A 19848-nucleotide genomic window follows, 5' to 3' on the forward strand; every position below is an offset into this window, starting at 1 on the left:
CAGCGCCCGATCGCCCGCGCCGACACCAGCCCATCGACATCCGACATGGGACTGAGCGCTGGCCTCGGATCGCCAGCCTCCAATAATCAACAGGCTCTCTATCGTGCGCCCGCTGCCGGAAGGTGCGCCACGAGCGTGAGCGGAGCAGTCGGCTAGCCGACCGTGCCGGGGGCGTCGAGGGCGCCCGAACAGGACTCGCCCGGCTCGGGCGCGGTCGGCCCGTTCCGGTAAGCGGCGGCGAAGGCCGGGATGCGCGGGTCGGCGGCCGAGTCCAGCCGGAGCTGCACGTTCCAGGCGGTCAGCACGACCGGTGAGCCCAGCCCGGGGTAGGGCGAGACGAGCACGTGGTCGCCGGGCAGGGCCGCCCGCAATGCCGAGACCTCGGCCGGGGCGAGCGCCGGGTCGTAGGTCGCCCAGACCGCGCCGTGCTCGAGGGAGTGCACGGCGTTCTCGTTCGGCACCGGCCGGTCGTAGACCCCGCAGTCCAGCCAGACGGGACTGTGCGGCCCGCCGGCCGGCGGGGTCTGCGGGTAGGCGACGGATGTCGTGACGTGGCTCGGTTTGTTGGCGAACGTCTCCAGCCCCGCGATCGGGGCTGCGCCGGGGGTGGCGGCCGGCGTCGCGTTCGGCGTCGCCGGGGCGGCTCCCGTCGCGCCGGCGCCGGTGGTGCCGGCGGACTCGCCCGGCGCGCTCGCGGGCGCGAGCACCGAGGAGACGAGCAGCGCGCTCACGGCGACGGCGGCGAGCACGCCCAGGGCGAGGCCGAACCGGCGGTTCCAGACCAGGCGCTTCACCTCGCGGGGCGAGCGCGGGGCATCCGTCGTGTCGTCAGCGGGCACGGGCGTCTTCAGCATGGTCGCGATTCTACGCAGCCCGGCTGAGCCTGCTGCGCGGGCCGCAGTCTGGTGACTCCGAGCACGCTTCGCTAGAGTGGGAAACGTGTTCGTTCTGATGTCGTGTCCGCGGTGTTGTTGTCGCTAGCCAACCCCGCATTCCCGCACGACCTCGCGATTCCCTCGGCGCGTGCAGCCTCCGGCCGCGCGGCGAGTGAACCACGACGCGACACCATGACGAAGGACACTCCATGAAAATTGCCGACACCATTCTCGACCTGATCGGCGACACCCCGCTGGTCAAGCTCCACAAGGTCACGGAGGGCGTGACCGCCACCGTGCTGGTCAAGCTCGAATACCTCAACCCGGGCGGCTCGTCCAAGGACCGCATCGCGACCCGGATCATCGACGCCGCCGAACGCGACGGCCTGCTCCTGCCCGGCGGCACCATCGTCGAGCCCACCTCCGGCAACACCGGCGTCGGCCTCGCCCTGGTCGCCCAGCAGCGCGGCTACCGGTGCGTGTTCGTGCTGCCGGACAAGGTCGGCGAGGACAAGCGCAACGTGCTCACGGCCTACGGCGCGGAGATCGTGGTGACCCCGACATCCGTCGCCCCCGACCACCCCGACTCCTATTACAGCGTCTCCGACCGGCTGGCCCGGGAGATCCCGGGGGCGTTCAAGCCGAACCAGTATGCCAACCCGAACGGGCCGCTCAGCCACTATGAGACCACCGGCCCCGAGATCTGGCGCGACACCGACGGCACCATCACCCACTTCGTGGCGGGCGTAGGCACCGGCGGCACCATCACCGGCACCGGGCGCTACCTGCGCGAAGTGTCCGGCGACACCGTGCGCATCATCGGCGCCGACCCCGAGGGATCGGTCTACTCCGGCGGCACCGGCCGGCCGTACCTGGTCGAGGGCGTCGGCGAGGACTTCTGGCCGGCCGCCTACGACCCGGCCGTCGTGCACGAGGTGATCGCCGTCTCCGACGCCGACTCCTTCGCGATGACCCGCCGCCTCGCCCTCGAGGAGGGAATCCTGGTCGGCGGCTCGAGCGGAATGGCCGTCGTCGCCGCCCTCCGCGCCGCCGAGAAGCTCACCGCCGCCGACACCATCGTCGTGCTGCTGCCCGACGGCGGCCGCGGCTACCTGGGCAAGATCTTCAACGACGGCTGGATGCGCAGCTACGGTTTCACCAACGCGCCCGCCGGGCACACCGTCGCCAACCTGCTCGAATCGAAGACCGGCACGCTCCCGGCGTTCGTCTACGTGCACCCGAGCGCCACCGTGCGCGACGCTATCGAGAGGATGACGTCGTCGAGCGTCTCCCAGGTGCTCGTGCTGACCGCGAAACCGCCGGTCGTCATGGGCGAGGTCGTCGGTTCCCTCGACGAACGCCACCTGATGGAACTCGTCTTCTCCGGGGAAGCCAAACTTGGCGACCAGGTCAGCGCCTTCGTCAGCGACTCCCTGCCGATGATCGGCGTGAACGAGCCCGTCGCCGCAGCCCGCGCCGCCTTCGCCGGCCACGATGCGCTGCTCGTCACCGACGGCGGCAAACCCCTCGGCGTCATCACCCGCCACGACCTGCTCACCTACCTGAGCGCCTAGACCGTCTCCGACAGTAAGGACCACCCATGGCTCGCACGCAGAACTTCGACACCATCGCCATCCACGCCGGACAGGACTTCGATCCGACCACCGGCGCCGTCATCCCGCCGATCTACCAGACCTCCACCTACGTGCAGGAGAGCATCGGCAACCTGCGCGGCGGCTACGAGTACAGCCGCGGCGGCAACCCCACCCGCACCGTGCTGGAGACCCTGCTCGCCGCGCTCGAGGGCGGCAAGCACGGGCTGTCCTTCGCCAGCGGGCTCGCCGCCGAGGACACCATCCTGCGCGCCCTCCTGGCGCCCGGCGACCACATCGTGCTCGGCAACGACGTCTACGGCGGCACCCACCGGCTGATCAACAAGGTGCACGGCGCCTGGGGTGTGCGGAACACCACGGTCGAGATGTCGGACCTCACCGCCGTCGAACGGGCGATCATCCCCGGCGAGACGAAGATCCTCTGGGTGGAGACGCCGAGCAACCCGCTGATGAAGATCAGCGACATCGCCGCGCTCGCCGAGCTCGGGCACCGGTTCGGGGTCACCGTCATCGTCGACAACACGTTCGCTTCGCCCGCGCTGCAGCATGCGCTGGCCTTCGGCGCCGACGTGGTCGTGCACTCCACCACCAAGTACCTCGGCGGCCACTCCGACGTGCTCGGCGGCGCCCTGGTCATCAACGACGACGCCCTGGCCGAGAAGGCCCAGTTCCTGCAGTTCGCGGCCGGCCCGGTCTCCGCGCCCCTCGACGCCTGGCTCACCGTGCGCGGCATCAAGACCCTGTCGGTGCGAATGGACCGCCACTGCAGCAACGCGCAGGCGATCGCCGAACACCTGCAGGGCCACCCGGCCATCGACACCGTGTACTACCCCGGGCTGCCGGACCACCCCGGCCACGACCTGGCGAAAAAGCAGATGCGCGGCTTCGGCGGCATGCTGTCCCTCGCCTTCGCCGGGGGAGCGCCCGCGGCGCGCGCCTTCGCCGAGTCGACCCACCTGTTCCAGCTGGCCGAGTCTCTCGGCGGGGTCGAATCCCTCGTGAACTACCCGTCCGAGATGACGCACGCCTCGGTGCGCGGCACCGAACTCGAGGTGCCCGACAACATCATCCGCCTCTCGGTGGGCATCGAAGACGTGGCCGACCTGATCGACGACGTGGAGCAGGCCCTGCCCGCTCGCTAAACCTTGGCAGTTTTTCGATGGAGCGTGTCGTCTCTGCCATTTCGCTGGCGGCGACGGCGCACGATCATGGTGGAGTGACGATCAACCCAGACACTGAGACAGTGATCCCCGACCCTCTGCCGACGGATGCGCGGCCCGCGCACGCCGGATCCCTCGGCCTGGTGCAGGGCACGGCCCTCTACATCGCGGCCGTGCTCGGCACCGGAATCCTGGTGCTGCCGGGCCTCGCGGCGACCGCGGCCGGGCCGGCCTCGCTCGTGGCCGTCTTCGCCGTGTTCCTGCTCTCGATCCCGCTCGCCGGAACCTTCGCCGCGCTGGCCTCGCGCTACCCCGACCCGGGTGGCGTGGCCAGTTATGTGCGGCGCGCGCTCGGCCAGACCTGGGCCCGAATGACCGGCTACTGGTTCTTCTTCGGGGTGGGCTTCGGCGCCCCTGTCGTGGCCATGCTCGGCGCGGAATATGTCGTGGCGATCATCGGCGCCGACCGGGCTGCCGTTCCCGGGGTGGCCCTCCTGATCCTGATCCCGCCGTTCGTCTCCAACTTCTTCGGCCTGCGGGTGTCCGGCCTGCTGCAGCTCGCGCTCACCGGCGCCCTCCTGTTCGTCGTCGTCGGCGTGGTCGCCGTCGCCTTCCCGGCCGCGGACCCCGGCAACCTCGAACCGTTCCTGCCGAACGGCTGGGGCGGCGTCGGCACGGCGATCAGCCTGTTCGTCTGGGCCTTCGCCGGTTGGGAGGTCGGCACCCACATCGCCGGCGAATTCCGCAACCCGCGCCGGGTCATCCCACTCGCCACCGCGATCGCCCTCGTCGTGGTCGGGATTGCCTATCTCGCCCTGCAGTACGTGACCATCGCCGTGCTCGGCCCGCGGGCCGGCCACGGCCAGGTGCCCCTGCTCGACCTGGTCCAGGCCGCGCCGCTCGGGGTCGGGCCGCTCCTCGTGGCGGTGATCGCCGCCGTCGTGGCGCTCGGTGTGCTGAACGTGTACATCGGCGCCTTCGCGAAGCTCGGCGCCTCACTCGGCCGGGACGGCGACCTGCCCGGGTGGATGACCCCCGGCGTCGAATCCGGCGGTATCCCGCGCCGCAGCCTGGCCGTCGTGGCCGGGCTCACCGGCAGCTACTTCACCGTCATGGTCAGCCAGGGGCTGCCCCTGGCGGCCTTCATCCTCATCCACACGAGCTCGATGGTGGCCATCTACACGCTCGGCATGATCGCGGCCGTGCGCCTGCTCGCCACCTGGTCGCTGGGCTGGTGGCTCGCCGTCGTGTCCGTGGCGCTCACCGCCGGGCTGCTCGTGCTGGCAGGGCCCAACCTCGTCGTCCCCGCCGTGCTGGCGGTCGTGGCGCTCATCGTGCGGGCCGCCAAGCGGCACCGACTCCGTCCGTCCCTCACCAAGGAGCCCCTGTGACCGGCACCCGCCCCCGCTTCGTCGACCTCAGCCACGAGATCCGGGCGGGTCTGGTGACCTACCCCGGGCTTCCTGCCCCCGTCATCTCGCCGCACCTCACCCGGGAAGACTCCCGGTCGAAATACGCCCCCGGGACCGAATTCGCAATGGATATGATCACCATGATCGGCAACACGGGCACCTATCTCGACAGCCCGTTCCACCGATACCCTCAGGGCGCCGACCTGGCGGGCCTCGCCCTCGACACCCTGGCCGACCTGCCCGCGGAGGTATTCCATCTGACGGATGCCACCTCCCGCGGCATAGCCCCCGACGCATTCAACCGGCGGGGGAGCGGCCTGGCCGGTTCCGCCGTGTTGCTCCACACCGGCTGGGATGCTCACTTCGGCACCCCGGGGTACGCCGTCGGCGCGCCGTACCTGACCGGCGCGGCCGCGCAGGTGCTGATCGACTCCGGGGTCGTCCTGGTCGGGATCGATTCCCTCAACATCGACGACACCGAGTCGGGCGGGGAACGGCCCGCGCATTCCCTACTGCTTGCCGCGGGCATCCATGTGGTGGAGCACCTCACCGGGCTCGCGGCGCTGCCGGACGCCGGCGCCAGCTTCACGGCCGTGCCGCCGAAGGTCGCGGGCTTCGGCACCTTCCCGGTGCGGGCCTACGCGCGGCTGTGACGCTCACCGGCCCGATGTGACAGTCACGCGCCGGGATGTGACAGTAACCTCAAGGGAACGCCGGCACCGCCTGCCGGCAATGTGACTGTCACACCGTGCTTTCCGACCGGCGGCCAGGTGTGCATAATTGATATGCGTTCACGTTTGTGACCGTGCACATGTGAACAAGGTCGTTACGTGACAGAGAATCTGCCCAAGGTGCGGGCGCCCAGCATCCGGGACGTGGCCCGCCTGGCCGGGGTCTCCCACCAGACCGTGTCGCGCGTTCTGAACAACCACCCGAGCATTCGTGAGACGACCAAGGCCCGCGTACTCCAGGTCATGGAAGACCTCCAGTACCGGCCGAACCGTGCGGCGCGGGCACTCTCCCGCGGGCGATCCCGCACGATCGGGATCCTCTCGGCGCAGAGTTCCGAGTACGGACCCGCCAGCAGCATTGCGGCGATCCAGGACGCGGCACGGGAAGCCGGGTACTACGTCAACACCGCGAACCTGACCACGGTCGACCAGGAGTCGATCGAGGCGGCCCTCATGCACCTGATGCTGCAGGCCGTGGAGGGAATCGTGGTGATCGCACCCCAGGTGCGGGTCTTCGACGTGCTCGAGCAACTCTCGATCACGGTGCCCTTCGTGTCGTTGCAGTCAACCGGCCATCTCGACGACCACGCCCTGTCGGTCGACCAGATCGCCGGCGCCCGGCTTGCCACCCGGCACTTGATCGACCTCGGCCACCGGCGGATCTACCATCTGGCCGGCCCGCAGGACTGGATCGAGGCGGAGGCGCGGATGCGCGGCTTCCTCGATGAGATGGGGGCGATGGATGTCCCCACGACGGCTCCGATCCTCGGCGACTGGACCGCGGACTTCGGCTACCACGCGGGGCGGGAGCTTTTCGGCCGCCGCGATTTCACCGCGATCTTCTCCTCGAACGACCAGATGGCGCTCGGGCTCATGCACGCGGCCAGGGACGCCGGCCTGGACATCCCGCGGGACATCAGCATCGTGGGCTTCGACGACATCCCCGAGGCGGCGCACTTCTGGCCGCCGCTGACCACGGTGCGGCAGGACTTCGGCGAACTCGGCCGCCGCTGCATCGCCCTGCTGCTGAGCAATCTCCCGGGCGGTGAGCCCATCGTCGACCGCGATCCGATCATGCCGCGGCTGATCGTGCGCGAGTCGACGGCGCCGCCGGCCTTCTGAGCCCGCGCCGGTTTCGGCAGGCCGCCACCTTGGGGCGGGGGCGGCCTGCCGAAACCGGCGCGCCCTGACGCTGAAGCCGCACCGGAGCGAGCGGATGCCGCGCCCGGTCGGCCGAGAAACCGCCCAACCCCGGACTGGGGGGGACCGTTCTCAAGTCGACGCAAATCGGACTTGACACCGGAGTCGCTAGTGGGGCTAACATAAGACCACCGAATGTGACCGATCACATTCGACTGTCACATCCGGTCCGAGAACCACCCGGGCAGGCGCAGCACCAGCCAGACAAGGGAGTCGATTTCGTGAGCACGACCGAGCAGCCGCCGGCACAGGCAGGCGACGAGAGCTACGTCATCGGGATCGACTACGGGACCCTGTCCGGTCGCGCTGTCGTCGTGCGCGTCTCCGACGGAGTCGAACTCGGATCGGCCGTGCTCGACTACCCGCACGCCGTGATGGATACCGTCCTCGCCGCCACCGGAGCGGTCCTCCCGCCCGAGTGGGCGCTGCAGGTTCCGGCGGACTATGTGGCCGTGCTGAAGAGCGCCGTGCCCGCCGCGATCGCTGCCGCGGGTATCGATCCGGCGCTCGTGATCGGCGTCGGCACCGACTTCACCGCCTGCACCATGGTGCCGGTGCTCGCCGACGGCACGCCCCTGAACGAATTGCCCGAGTACGCCGACCGGCCGCACGCCTACGTCAAGTTGTGGAAGCACCACGCCGCGCAGCGCCAGGCCGACCGCATCAACGAGCTGGCCGCCAGCCGCGGCGAGAGCTGGCTGCCGCGCTACGGCGGACTCATCTCGAGCGAGTGGGAGTTCGCCAAGGGTCTGCAGCTGCTCGAGGAAGACCCCGAACTGTACAACCGGATGGACCACTGGGTGGAGGCCGCCGACTGGATCGTCTGGCAGCTCACCGGGAACTACGTGCGCAACGCCTGCACCGCCGGGTACAAGGGCATCCTGCAGGACGGCGCCTACCCGAGCGAGGAGTTCCTCGCCGCCCTCAACCCCGCGTTCGCCCAGTTCGCGAACGAGAAGGTCGCCCACGAGATCGGCCGGCTCGGGGCATCCGCGGGCACCCTGTCGATGGAGGCCGCGGCCTGGACCGGCCTGCCGGAAGGCATCGCCGTGGCCGTCGGCAACGTCGACGCCCACGTCACCGCCCCCGCCGCCCAGGCGGTCGAGCCCGGCCAGATGGTCGCGATCATGGGCACCTCGACCTGCCAGGTGATGAATTCCGACCACCTCGCCGAAGTCCCCGGCATGTGCGGCGTCGTCGACGGCGGCATCGTCTCCGGGCTCTACGGCTATGAGGCCGGCCAGTCCGGCGTCGGCGACATCTTCGCCTGGTACGTCGCCAACCAGGTTCCGCCGCGCTGCCACGAGGCCGCGAAGGATGCCGGGCTGAGCGTGCACCAGTACCTCACCGAGCTGGTCCGCGACCAGCCGGTCGGCGGCCACGGGCTCGTCGCCCTCGACTGGCACAGCGGCAACCGCTCCGTGCTCGTCGACCACCAGCTCTCCGGACTCGTGCTCGGAGCGACCCTCACCACTCGCCCGGAAGAGATCTACCGGGCCCTGCTCGAGGCCACCGCGTTCGGCGCCCGCACCATCGTCGAGACTTTCAACGCGAGCGGGGTGCCGGTCACCGAGTTCATCGTCGCCGGCGGGCTGCTGAGGAACAGCTTCCTGATGCAGACCTACAGCGACATCCTGCGGATGCCGATCTCCACCATCGCGAGCGACCAGGGGCCAGCGCTCGGCTCGGCCATCCACGCGGCCGTCGCCGCCGGCGCCTACGCCGATGTGCGAGCAGCCGGGAAGGCGATGGGCAAGCTCAACAGGAACGTCTACACGCCGAACGAAGAGTCGGCGACCGCCTACGACACGTTGTTCGCGGAGTACTCGCTGCTGCACGACTACTTCGGCCGCGGCGCCAACGATGTGATGCACCGGCTCAAGGCCCTGCGGCGCGACGCCCTCGCGCCGGGCGCCCTCGCACCGGTGGCCGCCGGCGCCGAGGCGGTGCCCGCATGAGCTCGTTCGGACCAAGGATCGAGGTGGCCGTCGCCCGGCTCCGCGACGACATCGCCCGGCTGCACGCAGAGCTCACCCGCAACGATCTGGTCGTCTGGACCGGCGGCAACGTCTCCGGCCGCGTGCCGGGAGCCGACCTGTTCGTGATCAAGCCCAGCGGCGTCGACTACGCCGATCTCGCGCCGGAGAACATGATCCTCTGCGACCTGGGCGGCAACGTGATCCAGGGCACCCCCGGGTCGGACCGGTCCCCGTCCAGCGACACCGCCGCCCACGCCTACGTTTACCGGCACATGCCGGAGGTCGGCGGCGTCGTGCACACGCACTCCACCTACGCGACCGCGTGGGCAGCCCGAGGCGAGGCGATCCCCTGCGTGATCACCGCCATGGCCGACGAGTTCGGGGGCCCAGTGCCGGTCGGAACGTTCGCGATCATCGGCGACGACACCATCGGCCGCGGCATCGTCGAAGCCCTGACCGGGCACCGCTCCCGGGCCGTGCTGATGCAGAACCACGGCCCGTTCACGATCGGCAAGGATGCCCGCGACGCCGTCAAAGCTGCCGTCATGGTCGAAGACGTGGCCCGCACCGTACACATCGCCCGCCAGGGCGGCAAACTCATCCCCATCCCGCAGGCCGCGATCGATTCCCTCTTCACCCGCTACCAAAACGTCTACGGACAAGCACCGCAAGGAGCACTCAAGTAATGCCTACTCTCTCCACGACCCTCGACCACTACGAGGTCTGGTTCCTCACCGGCAGCCAGAACCTCTACGGTGAGGAAACGCTGCGCCAGGTCGCCGAGCAGTCCAAGGCCATCGCCGACGCCCTCGGCGCGTCCAGCGACGTGCCCGTGAAGATCGTCTGGAAGCCCGTCCTCAAGGACTCCGAGTCGATCCGCCGGGCCGCGCTCGACGCGAACTCCGCCGACCACGTGATCGGCCTGATCGCCTGGATGCACACCTTCTCCCCGGCGAAGATGTGGATCTCGGGCCTCGACGCGCTGACCAAGCCCCTCCTGCACCTGCACACCCAGGCCAACGTCGAACTGCCGTGGAGCGAGATCGACTTCGACTTCATGAACCTCAACCAGGCCGCCCACGGTGACCGGGAGTTCGGCTACATCCAGACCCGCCTCGGGGTCTCCCGCAAGACCGTCGTCGGCCACGTGTCGAACCCGGCAGTCACCTCGAGCATCGGGACCTGGACCCGCGCCGCGGCCGGCTGGGCCGCGGCCCGCAGCATGAAGCTCGCCCGCTTCGGCGACAACATGCGCTACGTCGCCGTCACCGAGGGCGACAAGACCGAAGCCGAACTCCGGTTCGGCGTGCAGGTGAACACCTGGCCCGTCAACGAACTCGCCGATGCCGTGCACGCGGCAACGGATGCCCAGATCGACGCCCTCGTCGCCGAATACGAGGACCTCTACGACGTGGCCCCCGAACTGCGCCGGGGCGGAGAGCGCAACGACTCGCTCCGCTACGGCGCCGCGATCGAGATCGGCCTCAAGTCCTTCCTCGAGGCCGGCGGATTCAGCGCCTTCACGACCAGCTTCGAAGACCTCGGCGCCCTCCGCCAGCTGCCCGGCCTCGCCGTGCAGCGACTGATGGAACAGGGCTACGGCTTCGGTGCGGAGGGCGACTGGAAGACGGCCGTCCTCGTGCGCGTCGCCAGCGTGATGGGCGCGGGTCTCCCCGGCGGTGCGAGCCTGATGGAGGACTACACCTACGACCTCACCCCCGGGGCGGAGCTCATCCTCGGCGCCCACATGCTCGAGGTCAACCCCGCACTCTCGAGTGCCCGGCCGACCCTCGAGATCCACCCGCTCGGCATCGGCGGCCGCGAAGACCCCGTTCGCCTCGTCTTCAACGCCGACTCCGGCCCCGCCGTGGTCGTCGCGATGAGCGACATGCGCGACCGGTTCCGTCTCGTCGCGAACGTCGTCGAGGTCGTCGAACCCACCGAGGCGCTCCCCAAGCTCCCGGTCGGCCGCGCCGTCTGGAGCCCCGAGCCCGACTTCGCCACCTCCGCCGCAGCCTGGCTCACCGCCGGCGCCGCCCACCACACCGTGATGTCGACCGCCGTCGGCATCGAGGTGTTCCACGATTTCGCCGAGATCGCTCGCACCGAGCTTCTCGTGATCGACAAGACCACCACCCTGCGGGACTTCACCCGCGAGGTGCGCTGGAACCAGGCCTACTACCGACTGGCACAAGGCCTGTAATCACACCCATCAGCACCCACCACCAACTGCAATCAGAGTTGATACAGAAACACGAAAGGTAAATCAGTGAAGACACGTAAGGTCCTCGCCGGCATCGCTGCCATCGGACTTGCACTCTCCCTCGCGGCCTGCTCCGGCGGAACCCGTGGCGGCACCACGACGGTTGACGACACGGCCGGAGCCAACAAGGGTGCCCTCGTCGGGGTTGCTATGCCGACCAAGACCTCCTCCCGCTGGATCAAGGACGGCGACGCCGTCAAGGCCTCGCTCGAGAAGCTCGGCTACAAGGTCGACCTCGAATACGGCGACGACAAGATCCCGAACCAGGTGCAGCAGATCAGCAACATGCTGACCAAGGGCGCCAAGGTCCTCATCATCGCCTCCATCGACGGCACCGCCCTCAGCGACCAGCTCGACCAGGCCGCCAAGTCCGGCGTCAAGGTCATCGCGTACGACCGGCTGATCAACGGCAACAAGAACGTCGACTATTACACGACCTTCGACAACAACGAGGTCGGCGTTCAGCAGGCCACGAGCCTGCTCACCGGACTCGGCGTTCTCGACAAGGACGGCAAGGACACCGGCGCGACCGGCCCGTTCAACGTCGAACTGTTCGCGGGCAGCCCTGACGACAACAACGCCACGTTCTTCTTCAATGGCGCGATGGACACCCTCAAGCCGTTCATTGACAAGGGCGTCGTCGTCGTCAAGAGCGGCCAGGTCGGTTTCACCCAGGTGGCAACCCTGCGTTGGGACCCGGCGACCGCCCAGAAGCGGATGCAGAACCTCATTGCCAGCACGTACTCCGACGGCAGCAAGGTTGACGGCGTCCTGTCCCCGTACGACGGTCTCTCGATCGGCATCATCTCGGCGCTGACCAGCTCCGGTTACGCCACCGATGCCCTCCCGATCGTCACCGGCCAGGACGCGGAAGCGGCCTCGGTCAAGTCGATCATCGCCGGCCAGCAGTACTCCACCATCTACAAGGACACTCGCCTGCTGGGCGACGAAGCCGTGAAGATGGCCGACGACCTGCTCAACGGCAGGACCCCTGAGGTCAACGACACCAAGAGCTACGACAACAAGGTCAAGATCGTCCCGACCTACCTGTTCCCGCCCAAGGTCGTCACGAAGGACAACTACAAGGAACTCCTGATCGACACCGGGTACTACACCGAAGCAGACCTCAAGTAGGTTTTCTCCCACACCGGGTAGTGGCGGCGGAGACGCCGCCACTACCCTCACCCCTACCACCGGAAGAAGAAGTAACGGTGACCACAAATATTCTCGAGATGCGCAGCATCACGAAAACCTTCCCCGGAGTCAAAGCGCTTCAGGACGTCTCCCTCGCGGTGCAGCGGGGCCATATTCACGCGATTTGCGGTGAGAACGGCGCAGGAAAATCCACCCTGATGAAGGTGCTGTCGGGGGTCTACCCGGCCGGCACCTACGACGGTGAAATCGTCTTCGAAAACGAGACCGTCGCCTTCAAATCGATCAACGAGTCCGAAGCCACCGGCGTGGTCATCATCCACCAGGAACTCGCACTGAGCCCCTTCCTGTCCATCGCCGAAAACATCTTCCTCGGCAACGAGCAGCAGTCGGGCGGCTGGATCGACTGGAACAAGACCAACCTCGAGGCCGCGAAACTGCTCGCCCGGGTCGGCCTCAAGGACAACCCGATCACCAAGGTGCGCGACATCGGCGTCGGCAAGCAGCAGCTCGTCGAGATCGCCAAGGCGCTCTCCAAGGAGGTGAAGCTCCTCATCCTGGACGAGCCGACCGCCGCCCTGAACGACGAGGACTCCGCGCACCTGCTGGACCTGATGAAGCATCTCAAGGGCCAAGGCATCACGTCGATCATGATCAGCCACAAGCTGAACGAGATCAAGGCCGTCGCCGACGAGGTCACCATCATCCGTGACGGCAAGCTGATCGAAACCCTCGACATGCACACCGACGAGATCTCGGAAGAACGCATCATCAAGGGGATGGTCGGCCGTGACCTCGGCAGCCGCTACCCGGACCACACGCCGCACATCGGCGAGGAGCTCCTCCGGGTCGAGGACTGGAACGTCTACCACCCGCTGGACCACCAGCGCAAGGTCGTCAAGGACGCCAACATCTCGGTCAGGGCCGGCGAAATCGTCGGCATCGCCGGGCTGATGGGCGCGGGCCGCACCGAACTCGCGATGAGCGTGTTCGGCCATAGCTACGGCCACAACATCTCGGGCAAGGTCTACAAGAACGGCGCCCTCGTCGACACCAGCACGGTGGCGGCCGCGATCGACCACGGCCTCGCCTACGCCACGGAGGACCGCAAGCGCTACGGCCTGAACCTGATCGAAGACATCAAGCGGAACATCTCGCTGGTGTCGCTGCACAAGATCTCGAAGCGCGGCTGGGTGGACTCCAACCAGGAGATCGTCGTCGCCGAGGGCTACCGCAAGAGCATGAACATCAAGGCCCCCAGCGTCGAGGCCCTGGCCGGCAAGCTCTCGGGCGGCAACCAGCAGAAGGTCGTGCTGTCGAAGTGGATGTTCTCCGACCCGGATGTCCTCATCCTCGACGAGCCGACCCGCGGAATCGACGTCGGCGCCAAGTACGAGATCTACGGGATCATCAACAAACTCGCCGACGACGGCAAGGGTGTGATCGTCATCTCGTCCGAGCTGCCGGAGCTGATCGGCATCTGCGACCGGATCTACACGATCTTCGAGGGGCGCATCACGGCTGACGTGCCCCGCGGTCAGGCGACCGCCGAATACCTTATGCAACACATGACTCAGGAAAGGGAGAAGGACAACCGATGAGCGCGTTCAGATCTGCACTTAATTACCTTGGCAGCCAGCTTCGCCAAGTCGGCCTCATCATCGCCCTTCTCGCGATCACCATCTTCTTCCAGATCGCGACGAGCGGCATCACGCTCAAGCCGATCAACGTGTCGAACCTGATCGTGCAGAACAGCTACATCCTGATCCTGGCCGTCGGGATGGTGATGGTCATCATCGCCGGCCACATCGACCTGTCGGTCGGTTCCGTCGTCGCCTTCGTCGGCGCCATGGCTGGTGTGATGATCACGCAGTGGAACATCCCGTGGTGGGCCGCCATCGTGCTCTGCCTCGGCGTCGGCGCGGTGGTCGGAGTGTGGCAGGGGTTCTGGATCGCCTACTTCGGGATACCGGCCTTCATCGTCACCCTGGCCGGCATGCTCACCTTCCGCGGCCTCACCCAGATCGCCCTGCAGAACCAGCAGATCTCCCCGTTCCCGGACGAGTTCCGCGCACTCGGCAGCGGATTCCTGCCTGACCTGGGCGGTGGAACGACTCTGCTCGAGCCGCTCACGATGGGTATCGGACTGCTGGCGACGGCGCTCCTGGTAGCCCAGGGCATCCGTTCTCGCCTGGCCCGCAAGAAGTACGACGTCGAGGACGAGCCGTTCGCCTGGTTCATCCTCAAGCTCGTCTTCACGGCCGGCATCATCCTCTTCATCACCTACCTGCTCGCCAGCTACCGTGGCACCCCGATCGTGCTCGTCGTCCTCGGCCTGCTCACGGTCGTCTACGCGGCGGTGATGGCCAACAGCGTCTTCGGGCGGCATGTGTACGCGATCGGCGGCAACCTCAACGCCGCCGCCCTGTCGGGCATCAAGACCAAGCGCGTCACGTTCATGCTGTTCGTGAACATGGGTGTCATCTCCGCCCTCGCCGGGCTCATCTTCACCGCCCAGCTGAACCTGGCCAACCCGAAGGCCGGTGACGGTTTCGAACTCGACGCCATCGCCGCGGTCTTCATCGGTGGTGCCGCCGTCACCGGCGGCATCGGCACCGTCACCGGCGCCATCATCGGTGGTCTGATCATCGGGCTGCTGAACAACGGCATGTCGATCCTCGGCGTCGGCACGGAATACCAGCAGTTGATCAAGGGTCTTGTGCTCCTGGCGGCCGTGGCGTTCGACGTCTACAACAAGCGCCGCTCCGGCGGTCGCTGACCAGTCAGTGGAGAAGGGCCCGGTGTCGTCGACACCGGGCCCTTCTGCGCGCGGGGCGTGGGCGCATCCGCTAGCCGTGACGGCCACTGGGGAGTACGATCCGTCTTTATCAAATCAACGGGGCGAGGGCCGGTCCGCACCCGCGGAAGCAGCTCTGGCCGGGCGTTACCCAAGCGTGACTAACTTTCCCTTGACAGCGCGCGGGTCGCACGCAAACATAAACAATGTGATCGGTCACATTGAGTTGGCCGTGGTCAAGGTCAGTGACACGACATCGAGGTCAAGCTGTGAGAACACTAGTACAACCACCCGGGGCTGCCCGCACGACTTCCGCCGACGCACTTCACGGGGCCACATCTGACCTGTCTCCGACGTCGCCCGGCGATGCCCGCCGCGGTGGGGAGGCCGGCCATGTCCGCTGAACCAATCATCCTCGAGATGCGTGCGATCACCAAGGAATTCCCCGGCGTCAAGGCGCTCTCGAACGTGTCGCTCACGGTCAGGGCTGGCGAGATCCATGCGATCTGCGGCGAGAACGGAGCCGGCAAGTCCACCCTGATGAAGGTCCTCTCCGGCGTCTACCCCTACGGCACCTACTCGGGCGACATCGTCTACCAGGGCCAGGTCATGCACTTCAAAGACATCCGCTCGAGCGAGGCCGCCGGGATCGCGATCATCCACCAGGAGCTCGCGCTGGTCCCCGAGCTGTCGATCACCGAGAACATCTTCCTCGGCAATGAGCCCACGAAGTGGGGAGCGATCGACTGGATCACCGCCAAGAAGACGGCTCTCGAGCTGCTCGCCCGGGTCGGCCTCCGAGACGACCCCGACACCCTGATCAAGAACATCGGCGTCGGCAAGCAGCAGCTCGTGGAGATCGCGAAGGCGCTCAACAAGTCGGTCAAGGTCCTCATCCTCGATGAGCCGACCGCGGCCCTGAACGAGGCCGATTCCCAGCACCTGCTCGACCTCATCCGGGGTCTCAAGGGCAAGGGCATCAGCTCGATCATGATCTCCCACAAACTCAACGAGATCGAACAGGTCGCCGACTCGATCACGATCATCCGGGACGGCCTGACGATTGAGACGCTCGACGTGGTCGCGGACGGAGTCAACGAGGACCGGATCATCCGCGGGATGGTCGGCCGCAGCCTGGAAAGCCGGTTCCCCGACCGCACGCCGCACATCGGCGACGTCTTCTTCGAGGTGCGCAACTGGAACGTGCAGCACCCGCAGGTCGCCGAGCGGATGGTCGTCAAGAACTCCAGCCTCACCGTTCGCAAGGGCGAGATCGTAGGCATAGCGGGGCTGATGGGCGCCGGCCGCACCGAGCTCGCGATGAGCATCTTCGGGCGGTCCTATGGCAACTTCCTTTCGGGGCAGGTGTTCAAGGACGGCAAGGAGATCGAGTTGCGCAACGTGGCCGAGGCCATCGACCACGGCCTCGCCTACGTGAGCGAGGACCGCAAGGCGCTCGGACTCAACCTGCTCGATGACATCAAGCGGTCGATCGTGTCCGCGAAGCTGTCCAAGATCTCGGCGGGCCCGGTCGTCAACGACTCGAAGGAGTACGCGATCGCCGAGCGCTACCGCACCAGCCTCCGGATCAAGACGCCCAGCGTCGACGCCGGCGTCAACAAGCTCTCGGGCGGCAACCAGCAGAAGGTGGTCCTGGCCAAGTGGATGTTCACCGACCCTGACCTGCTCATCCTCGACGAACCGACCCGAGGCATCGACGTCGGCGCCAAGTACGAGATCTACGGCATCATCCAGGAGCTTGCGGCGCAGGGAAAGGGAGTCATCCTGATCTCCTCCGAACTCCCCGAGCTGCTCGGCCTGGCCGACCGGATCTACACCGTCTTCGAAGGCGCGATCACCGACTGCATCCCGGCCGAAACGGCCGACCCGGAAACCCTGATGAAAAGTATGACCTCCGCAAGGAAGAAGGTTCAGAGCATATGAGCGCAGACACGAGTCCCCGGGGCGGCCTCAGGGACCTGAAGAAGATCTTCGGCGGCGGCAGTTCCAACGTGCGCCAGTTCGGCATCCTGTTCAGCCTGATCGCCATCGTCGTGCTATTCCAATTCCTCACCAACGGGCTGACCCTCTCCTCAGGGAACCTGATCAACCTGGTCAGTCAGTACTCCTACATCCTGATCCTCGCGATCGGTATGGTGATGGTGATCATCGCCGGCCACATCGACCTGTCGGTCGGCTCCGTCGCCGCATTCGCGGGCATCGTGGTGGCCACCGCCATGCAGGAATGGAACCTGCCCTGGCCGTTGGCGATCCTCCTCGGACTCGCCGTCGGGGCGCTGATCGGCGCCTGGCAGGGCTTCTGGGTCGCCTACATCGGTGTGCCGGCCTTCATCGTCACCCTCGCCGGAATGCTCATCTGGCGAGGTGGCAACCAGGTCATCGGCAACGCGAACACCGTTCCGGTCCCCGAAGGCTTCACCACGATCGGCTCCGGCTACCTTCCGGAGGTGGGCCCGTTCACCGGGTACAACAACTTCACTCTGCTGCTCGGCCTGATCATCGTCGTGGCCGTCGTTATGGTCGAATGGCGCGCCCGCCGCGTGCAGAAGATCATGGGTTCCGAGCCCGCGCCACTCTGGGTCAGCATCCTGAAGGTCGTGCTTCTCGACGCGGTCGTGATCTACGCGACGGTGCTGTTCGCCGGTGGCCGGGTCGGCACGAGTTTCCCGGTGTCGGGCATCATCCTCGGCGTCCTCGTGCTCTTCTACTCATTCATCACCCGCAACACGATCTTCGGCCGTCACGTCTACGCGGTCGGCGGTAACAAGCTCGCAGCCGAACTGTCGGGCGTCAAGTCCCGCCGGGTCAACTTCCTCGTGATGATGAACATGTCGATCCTGGCCTCGCTGGCCGGCATGATCTTCGTCGCCCGCTCGGTGGCATCCGGACCCCAGGACGGCCTGAGCTGGGAACTCGACGCGATCGCGGCCGTGTTCATCGGCGGCGCGGCCGTCTCGGGCGGTATCGGCACCGTGACGGGCTCCATCGTCGGTGGCCTGGTCATGGCCGTGCTGAACAACGGGCTGCAGCTGCTCGGTGTCGGCGCCGACCGGGTGCAGATCATCAAGGGCCTGGTGCTCCTGATCGCGGTGGGCGTCGACGTCTGGAACAAGAGCCAGGGCCGGCCTTCGCTGATCGGTTTCCTGACCCGCAAGAACAAGACGGGCGAGTTCCCCGCCGAACCACCGGCCGTGGTCCCGACGTCCGGCACGCCGGACACCGCGCGGCCGTCGGACGTCTCCACCTGACCCCGCCCGTTTCCGGGCGTCGCTTCACCCTTCCCTGCACCAACCTCACCCACAGAAAGTGATTGACAATGCGAAAACTCCTTACGACCACCGCGATTGCCGCGGTCGCCTTGATGGCGCTGTCGGGTTGCTCGACCCGCACCGACACGACGGGCGGATCCAGCGCTGCTGCCGGATTCCCCGCCGATTCGCTCATCGGCATCGCTCTCCCCTCGAAGACCTCTGAGAACTGGGTCCTCGCCGGCGGGCTGTTCGAAGACGGCCTCAAGGCCGCCGGGTTCAAGGGCGACGTGCAGTATGCCGGCGCCTCGACCACGGTCAAGGACCAGCAGGACCAGATCTCGGCCATGGTCACCAAGGGTGCCAAGGTCATCATCATCGGCGCCGCCGACGGTGGCCAGCTCGGCACCCAGGTCAAGGCGGCCCACGACGCCGGCGCGATCGTGATCGCCTACGACCGGCTCATCCTGAACACCGCCGACGTCGACTACTACGTCGCCTACGACAACTTCAAGGTGGGTGAACTCCAGGGCCAGGCGCTGCTGGACGGTCTCAAGGCGAAGAAGCCGGCCGGCCCGTACAACATCGAGCTGTTCTCCGGTTCCTCGGACGACGCCAACGCCCCGGTCTTCTTCAACGGAGCGATGAGCGTGCTGCAGCCGAAGATCGATGACGGCACCCTCGTCGTCGCCTCGGGCCAGACCGACATCAAGCAGACCGCGACCGCCGGCTGGAAGGCCGAGAACGCGCAGAGCCGGATGGACTCGCTCCTCACCAGCACGTACGGTGACAAGGCCATCGATGGCGTTCTCTCCCCGAACGACACCCTCGCCCGCGCGGTCATCACCTCGGTGAAGGCCGCCGGCAAGCCGATCCCCGTCGTGACGGGTCAGGACTCCGAGGCGGAGTCCGTCAAGTCGATCATGGCCGGTGAGCAGTACTCCACCATCAACAAGGACACCCGTGTTCTCGTGGCGCAGGCCATCGATATGGCCAAGGTCCTGCAGAAGGGCGAGACCCCCGAGGTCAACGACACCAAGTCGTACGACAACGGCAAGAAGATCGTGCCCGCCTTCCTGCTCCCCCCGGTCATCGTGACCAAGGCCAACGCGGCCGAGGCATACGCGAACGACCCGAAGCTGTCCCCGCTGACCAAGTAGCGGCCAGCCTCACAGCGCACGCAGAAAGGGCCGGTCCCCCCTCGGGGCCGGCCCTTTCCGCGCGCCCGGCCCGCGACCCCCCGTCGTTGTCCCGGCGTTTAGGCGGCTCGCGGCGCACCCTTGGACACGCGGCGCGCGGTAGAGAGCCTGTTGCTTTATGGGGCTGCCCACCGGCAGGGCGTGTCGTTCCTGGGCGTGTTTGAGGGGTCTGAGAAAATGGTTCATGGCCCTTCATTA

The 19848-nt window shown here is 67.3% G+C and carries 15 protein-coding genes; 14 read left to right on the top strand and 1 reads right to left on the bottom strand.

Annotated features, from left to right (window positions below):
- Positions 1-152 precede the first annotated feature (152 nt).
- Positions 153-854, bottom strand: a complete 702-nt coding sequence (locus tag E3O32_RS08070; RefSeq protein ID WP_134508376.1) for a DUF3105 domain-containing protein — start codon at positions 852-854, stop codon at positions 153-155.
- A 230-nt stretch (positions 855-1084) separates the two neighbouring features.
- Between E3O32_RS08070 and E3O32_RS08075 the strand changes: the two genes are divergently transcribed.
- The 14 genes from E3O32_RS08075 to E3O32_RS08140 all read left to right on the top strand — a co-directional run bounded on the left by E3O32_RS08075 (position 1085) and on the right by E3O32_RS08140 (position 19611).
- A complete protein-coding gene (locus tag E3O32_RS08075; RefSeq protein ID WP_134508378.1) occupies positions 1085-2449 on the top strand; it encodes a cystathionine beta-synthase in 1365 nt (454 codons plus the stop codon).
- 26 nt (positions 2450-2475) lie between these two features.
- A complete protein-coding gene (locus E3O32_RS08080; RefSeq protein ID WP_134508380.1) occupies positions 2476-3630 on the top strand; it encodes a cystathionine gamma-synthase in 1155 nt (384 codons plus the stop codon).
- Between the two features lie 101 nt (positions 3631-3731).
- Entirely contained in the window at positions 3732-5039 is a 1308-nt protein-coding gene (locus tag E3O32_RS08085) for an APC family permease (protein WP_241974714.1), read from the top strand.
- Positions 5036-5713, top strand: a complete 678-nt coding sequence (locus E3O32_RS08090; RefSeq protein ID WP_134508384.1) for a cyclase family protein — start codon at positions 5036-5038, stop codon at positions 5711-5713. The genes E3O32_RS08085 and E3O32_RS08090 overlap by 4 nt, the downstream gene beginning before the upstream one ends.
- A 177-nt stretch (positions 5714-5890) precedes the next feature.
- Positions 5891-6913: a LacI family DNA-binding transcriptional regulator gene (locus tag E3O32_RS08095; RefSeq protein ID WP_134508386.1), complete on the top strand. Its 1023-nt coding sequence runs from the start codon at positions 5891-5893 to the stop codon at positions 6911-6913.
- A gap of 299 nt (positions 6914-7212) precedes the next feature.
- Entirely contained in the window at positions 7213-8949 is a 1737-nt protein-coding gene (gene araB / locus E3O32_RS08100) for a ribulokinase (RefSeq protein WP_134508388.1), read from the top strand.
- Positions 8946-9656, top strand: coding sequence for an L-ribulose-5-phosphate 4-epimerase (locus E3O32_RS08105; protein ID WP_134508389.1), 711 nt, complete (start codon positions 8946-8948; stop codon positions 9654-9656). The genes araB and E3O32_RS08105 overlap by 4 nt, the downstream gene beginning before the upstream one ends.
- A complete protein-coding gene (gene araA / locus E3O32_RS08110) occupies positions 9656-11173 on the top strand; it encodes an L-arabinose isomerase (protein ID WP_134508391.1) in 1518 nt (505 codons plus the stop codon). Before E3O32_RS08105 ends, araA begins: the two co-directional genes overlap by 1 nt.
- A gap of 66 nt (positions 11174-11239) precedes the next feature.
- Positions 11240-12367: a multiple monosaccharide ABC transporter substrate-binding protein gene (gene chvE, locus E3O32_RS08115; RefSeq protein WP_134508393.1), complete on the top strand. Its 1128-nt coding sequence runs from the start codon at positions 11240-11242 to the stop codon at positions 12365-12367.
- 77 nt (positions 12368-12444) lie between these two features.
- Positions 12445-13986, top strand: coding sequence for a multiple monosaccharide ABC transporter ATP-binding protein (gene mmsA, locus E3O32_RS08120; RefSeq protein WP_134508395.1), 1542 nt, complete (start codon positions 12445-12447; stop codon positions 13984-13986).
- Positions 13983-15164: a multiple monosaccharide ABC transporter permease gene (mmsB, locus tag E3O32_RS08125; protein WP_134508397.1), complete on the top strand. Its 1182-nt coding sequence runs from the start codon at positions 13983-13985 to the stop codon at positions 15162-15164. The genes mmsA (E3O32_RS08120) and mmsB (E3O32_RS08125) overlap by 4 nt, the downstream gene beginning before the upstream one ends.
- Positions 15165-15575: 411 nt before the next feature.
- Positions 15576-17126 carry a multiple monosaccharide ABC transporter ATP-binding protein gene (gene mmsA, locus E3O32_RS08130; RefSeq protein WP_134508399.1) on the top strand — a complete coding sequence of 517 codons (1551 nt, stop codon included), beginning with the start codon at positions 15576-15578 and terminating at the stop codon, positions 17124-17126.
- Positions 17123-18451: a multiple monosaccharide ABC transporter permease gene (gene mmsB, locus E3O32_RS08135; protein ID WP_134508401.1), complete on the top strand. Its 1329-nt coding sequence runs from the start codon at positions 17123-17125 to the stop codon at positions 18449-18451. Before mmsA (E3O32_RS08130) ends, mmsB (E3O32_RS08135) begins: the two co-directional genes overlap by 4 nt.
- A 68-nt stretch (positions 18452-18519) precedes the next feature.
- Entirely contained in the window at positions 18520-19611 is a 1092-nt protein-coding gene (locus E3O32_RS08140; RefSeq protein WP_134508403.1) for a substrate-binding domain-containing protein, read from the top strand.
- Positions 19612-19848: the final 237 nt, after the last annotated feature.

Origin of the sequence: Cryobacterium mannosilyticum (genome assembly GCF_004402705.1) — a bacterium.
Lineage (GTDB): Bacteria > Actinomycetota > Actinomycetes > Actinomycetales > Microbacteriaceae > Cryobacterium > Cryobacterium mannosilyticum.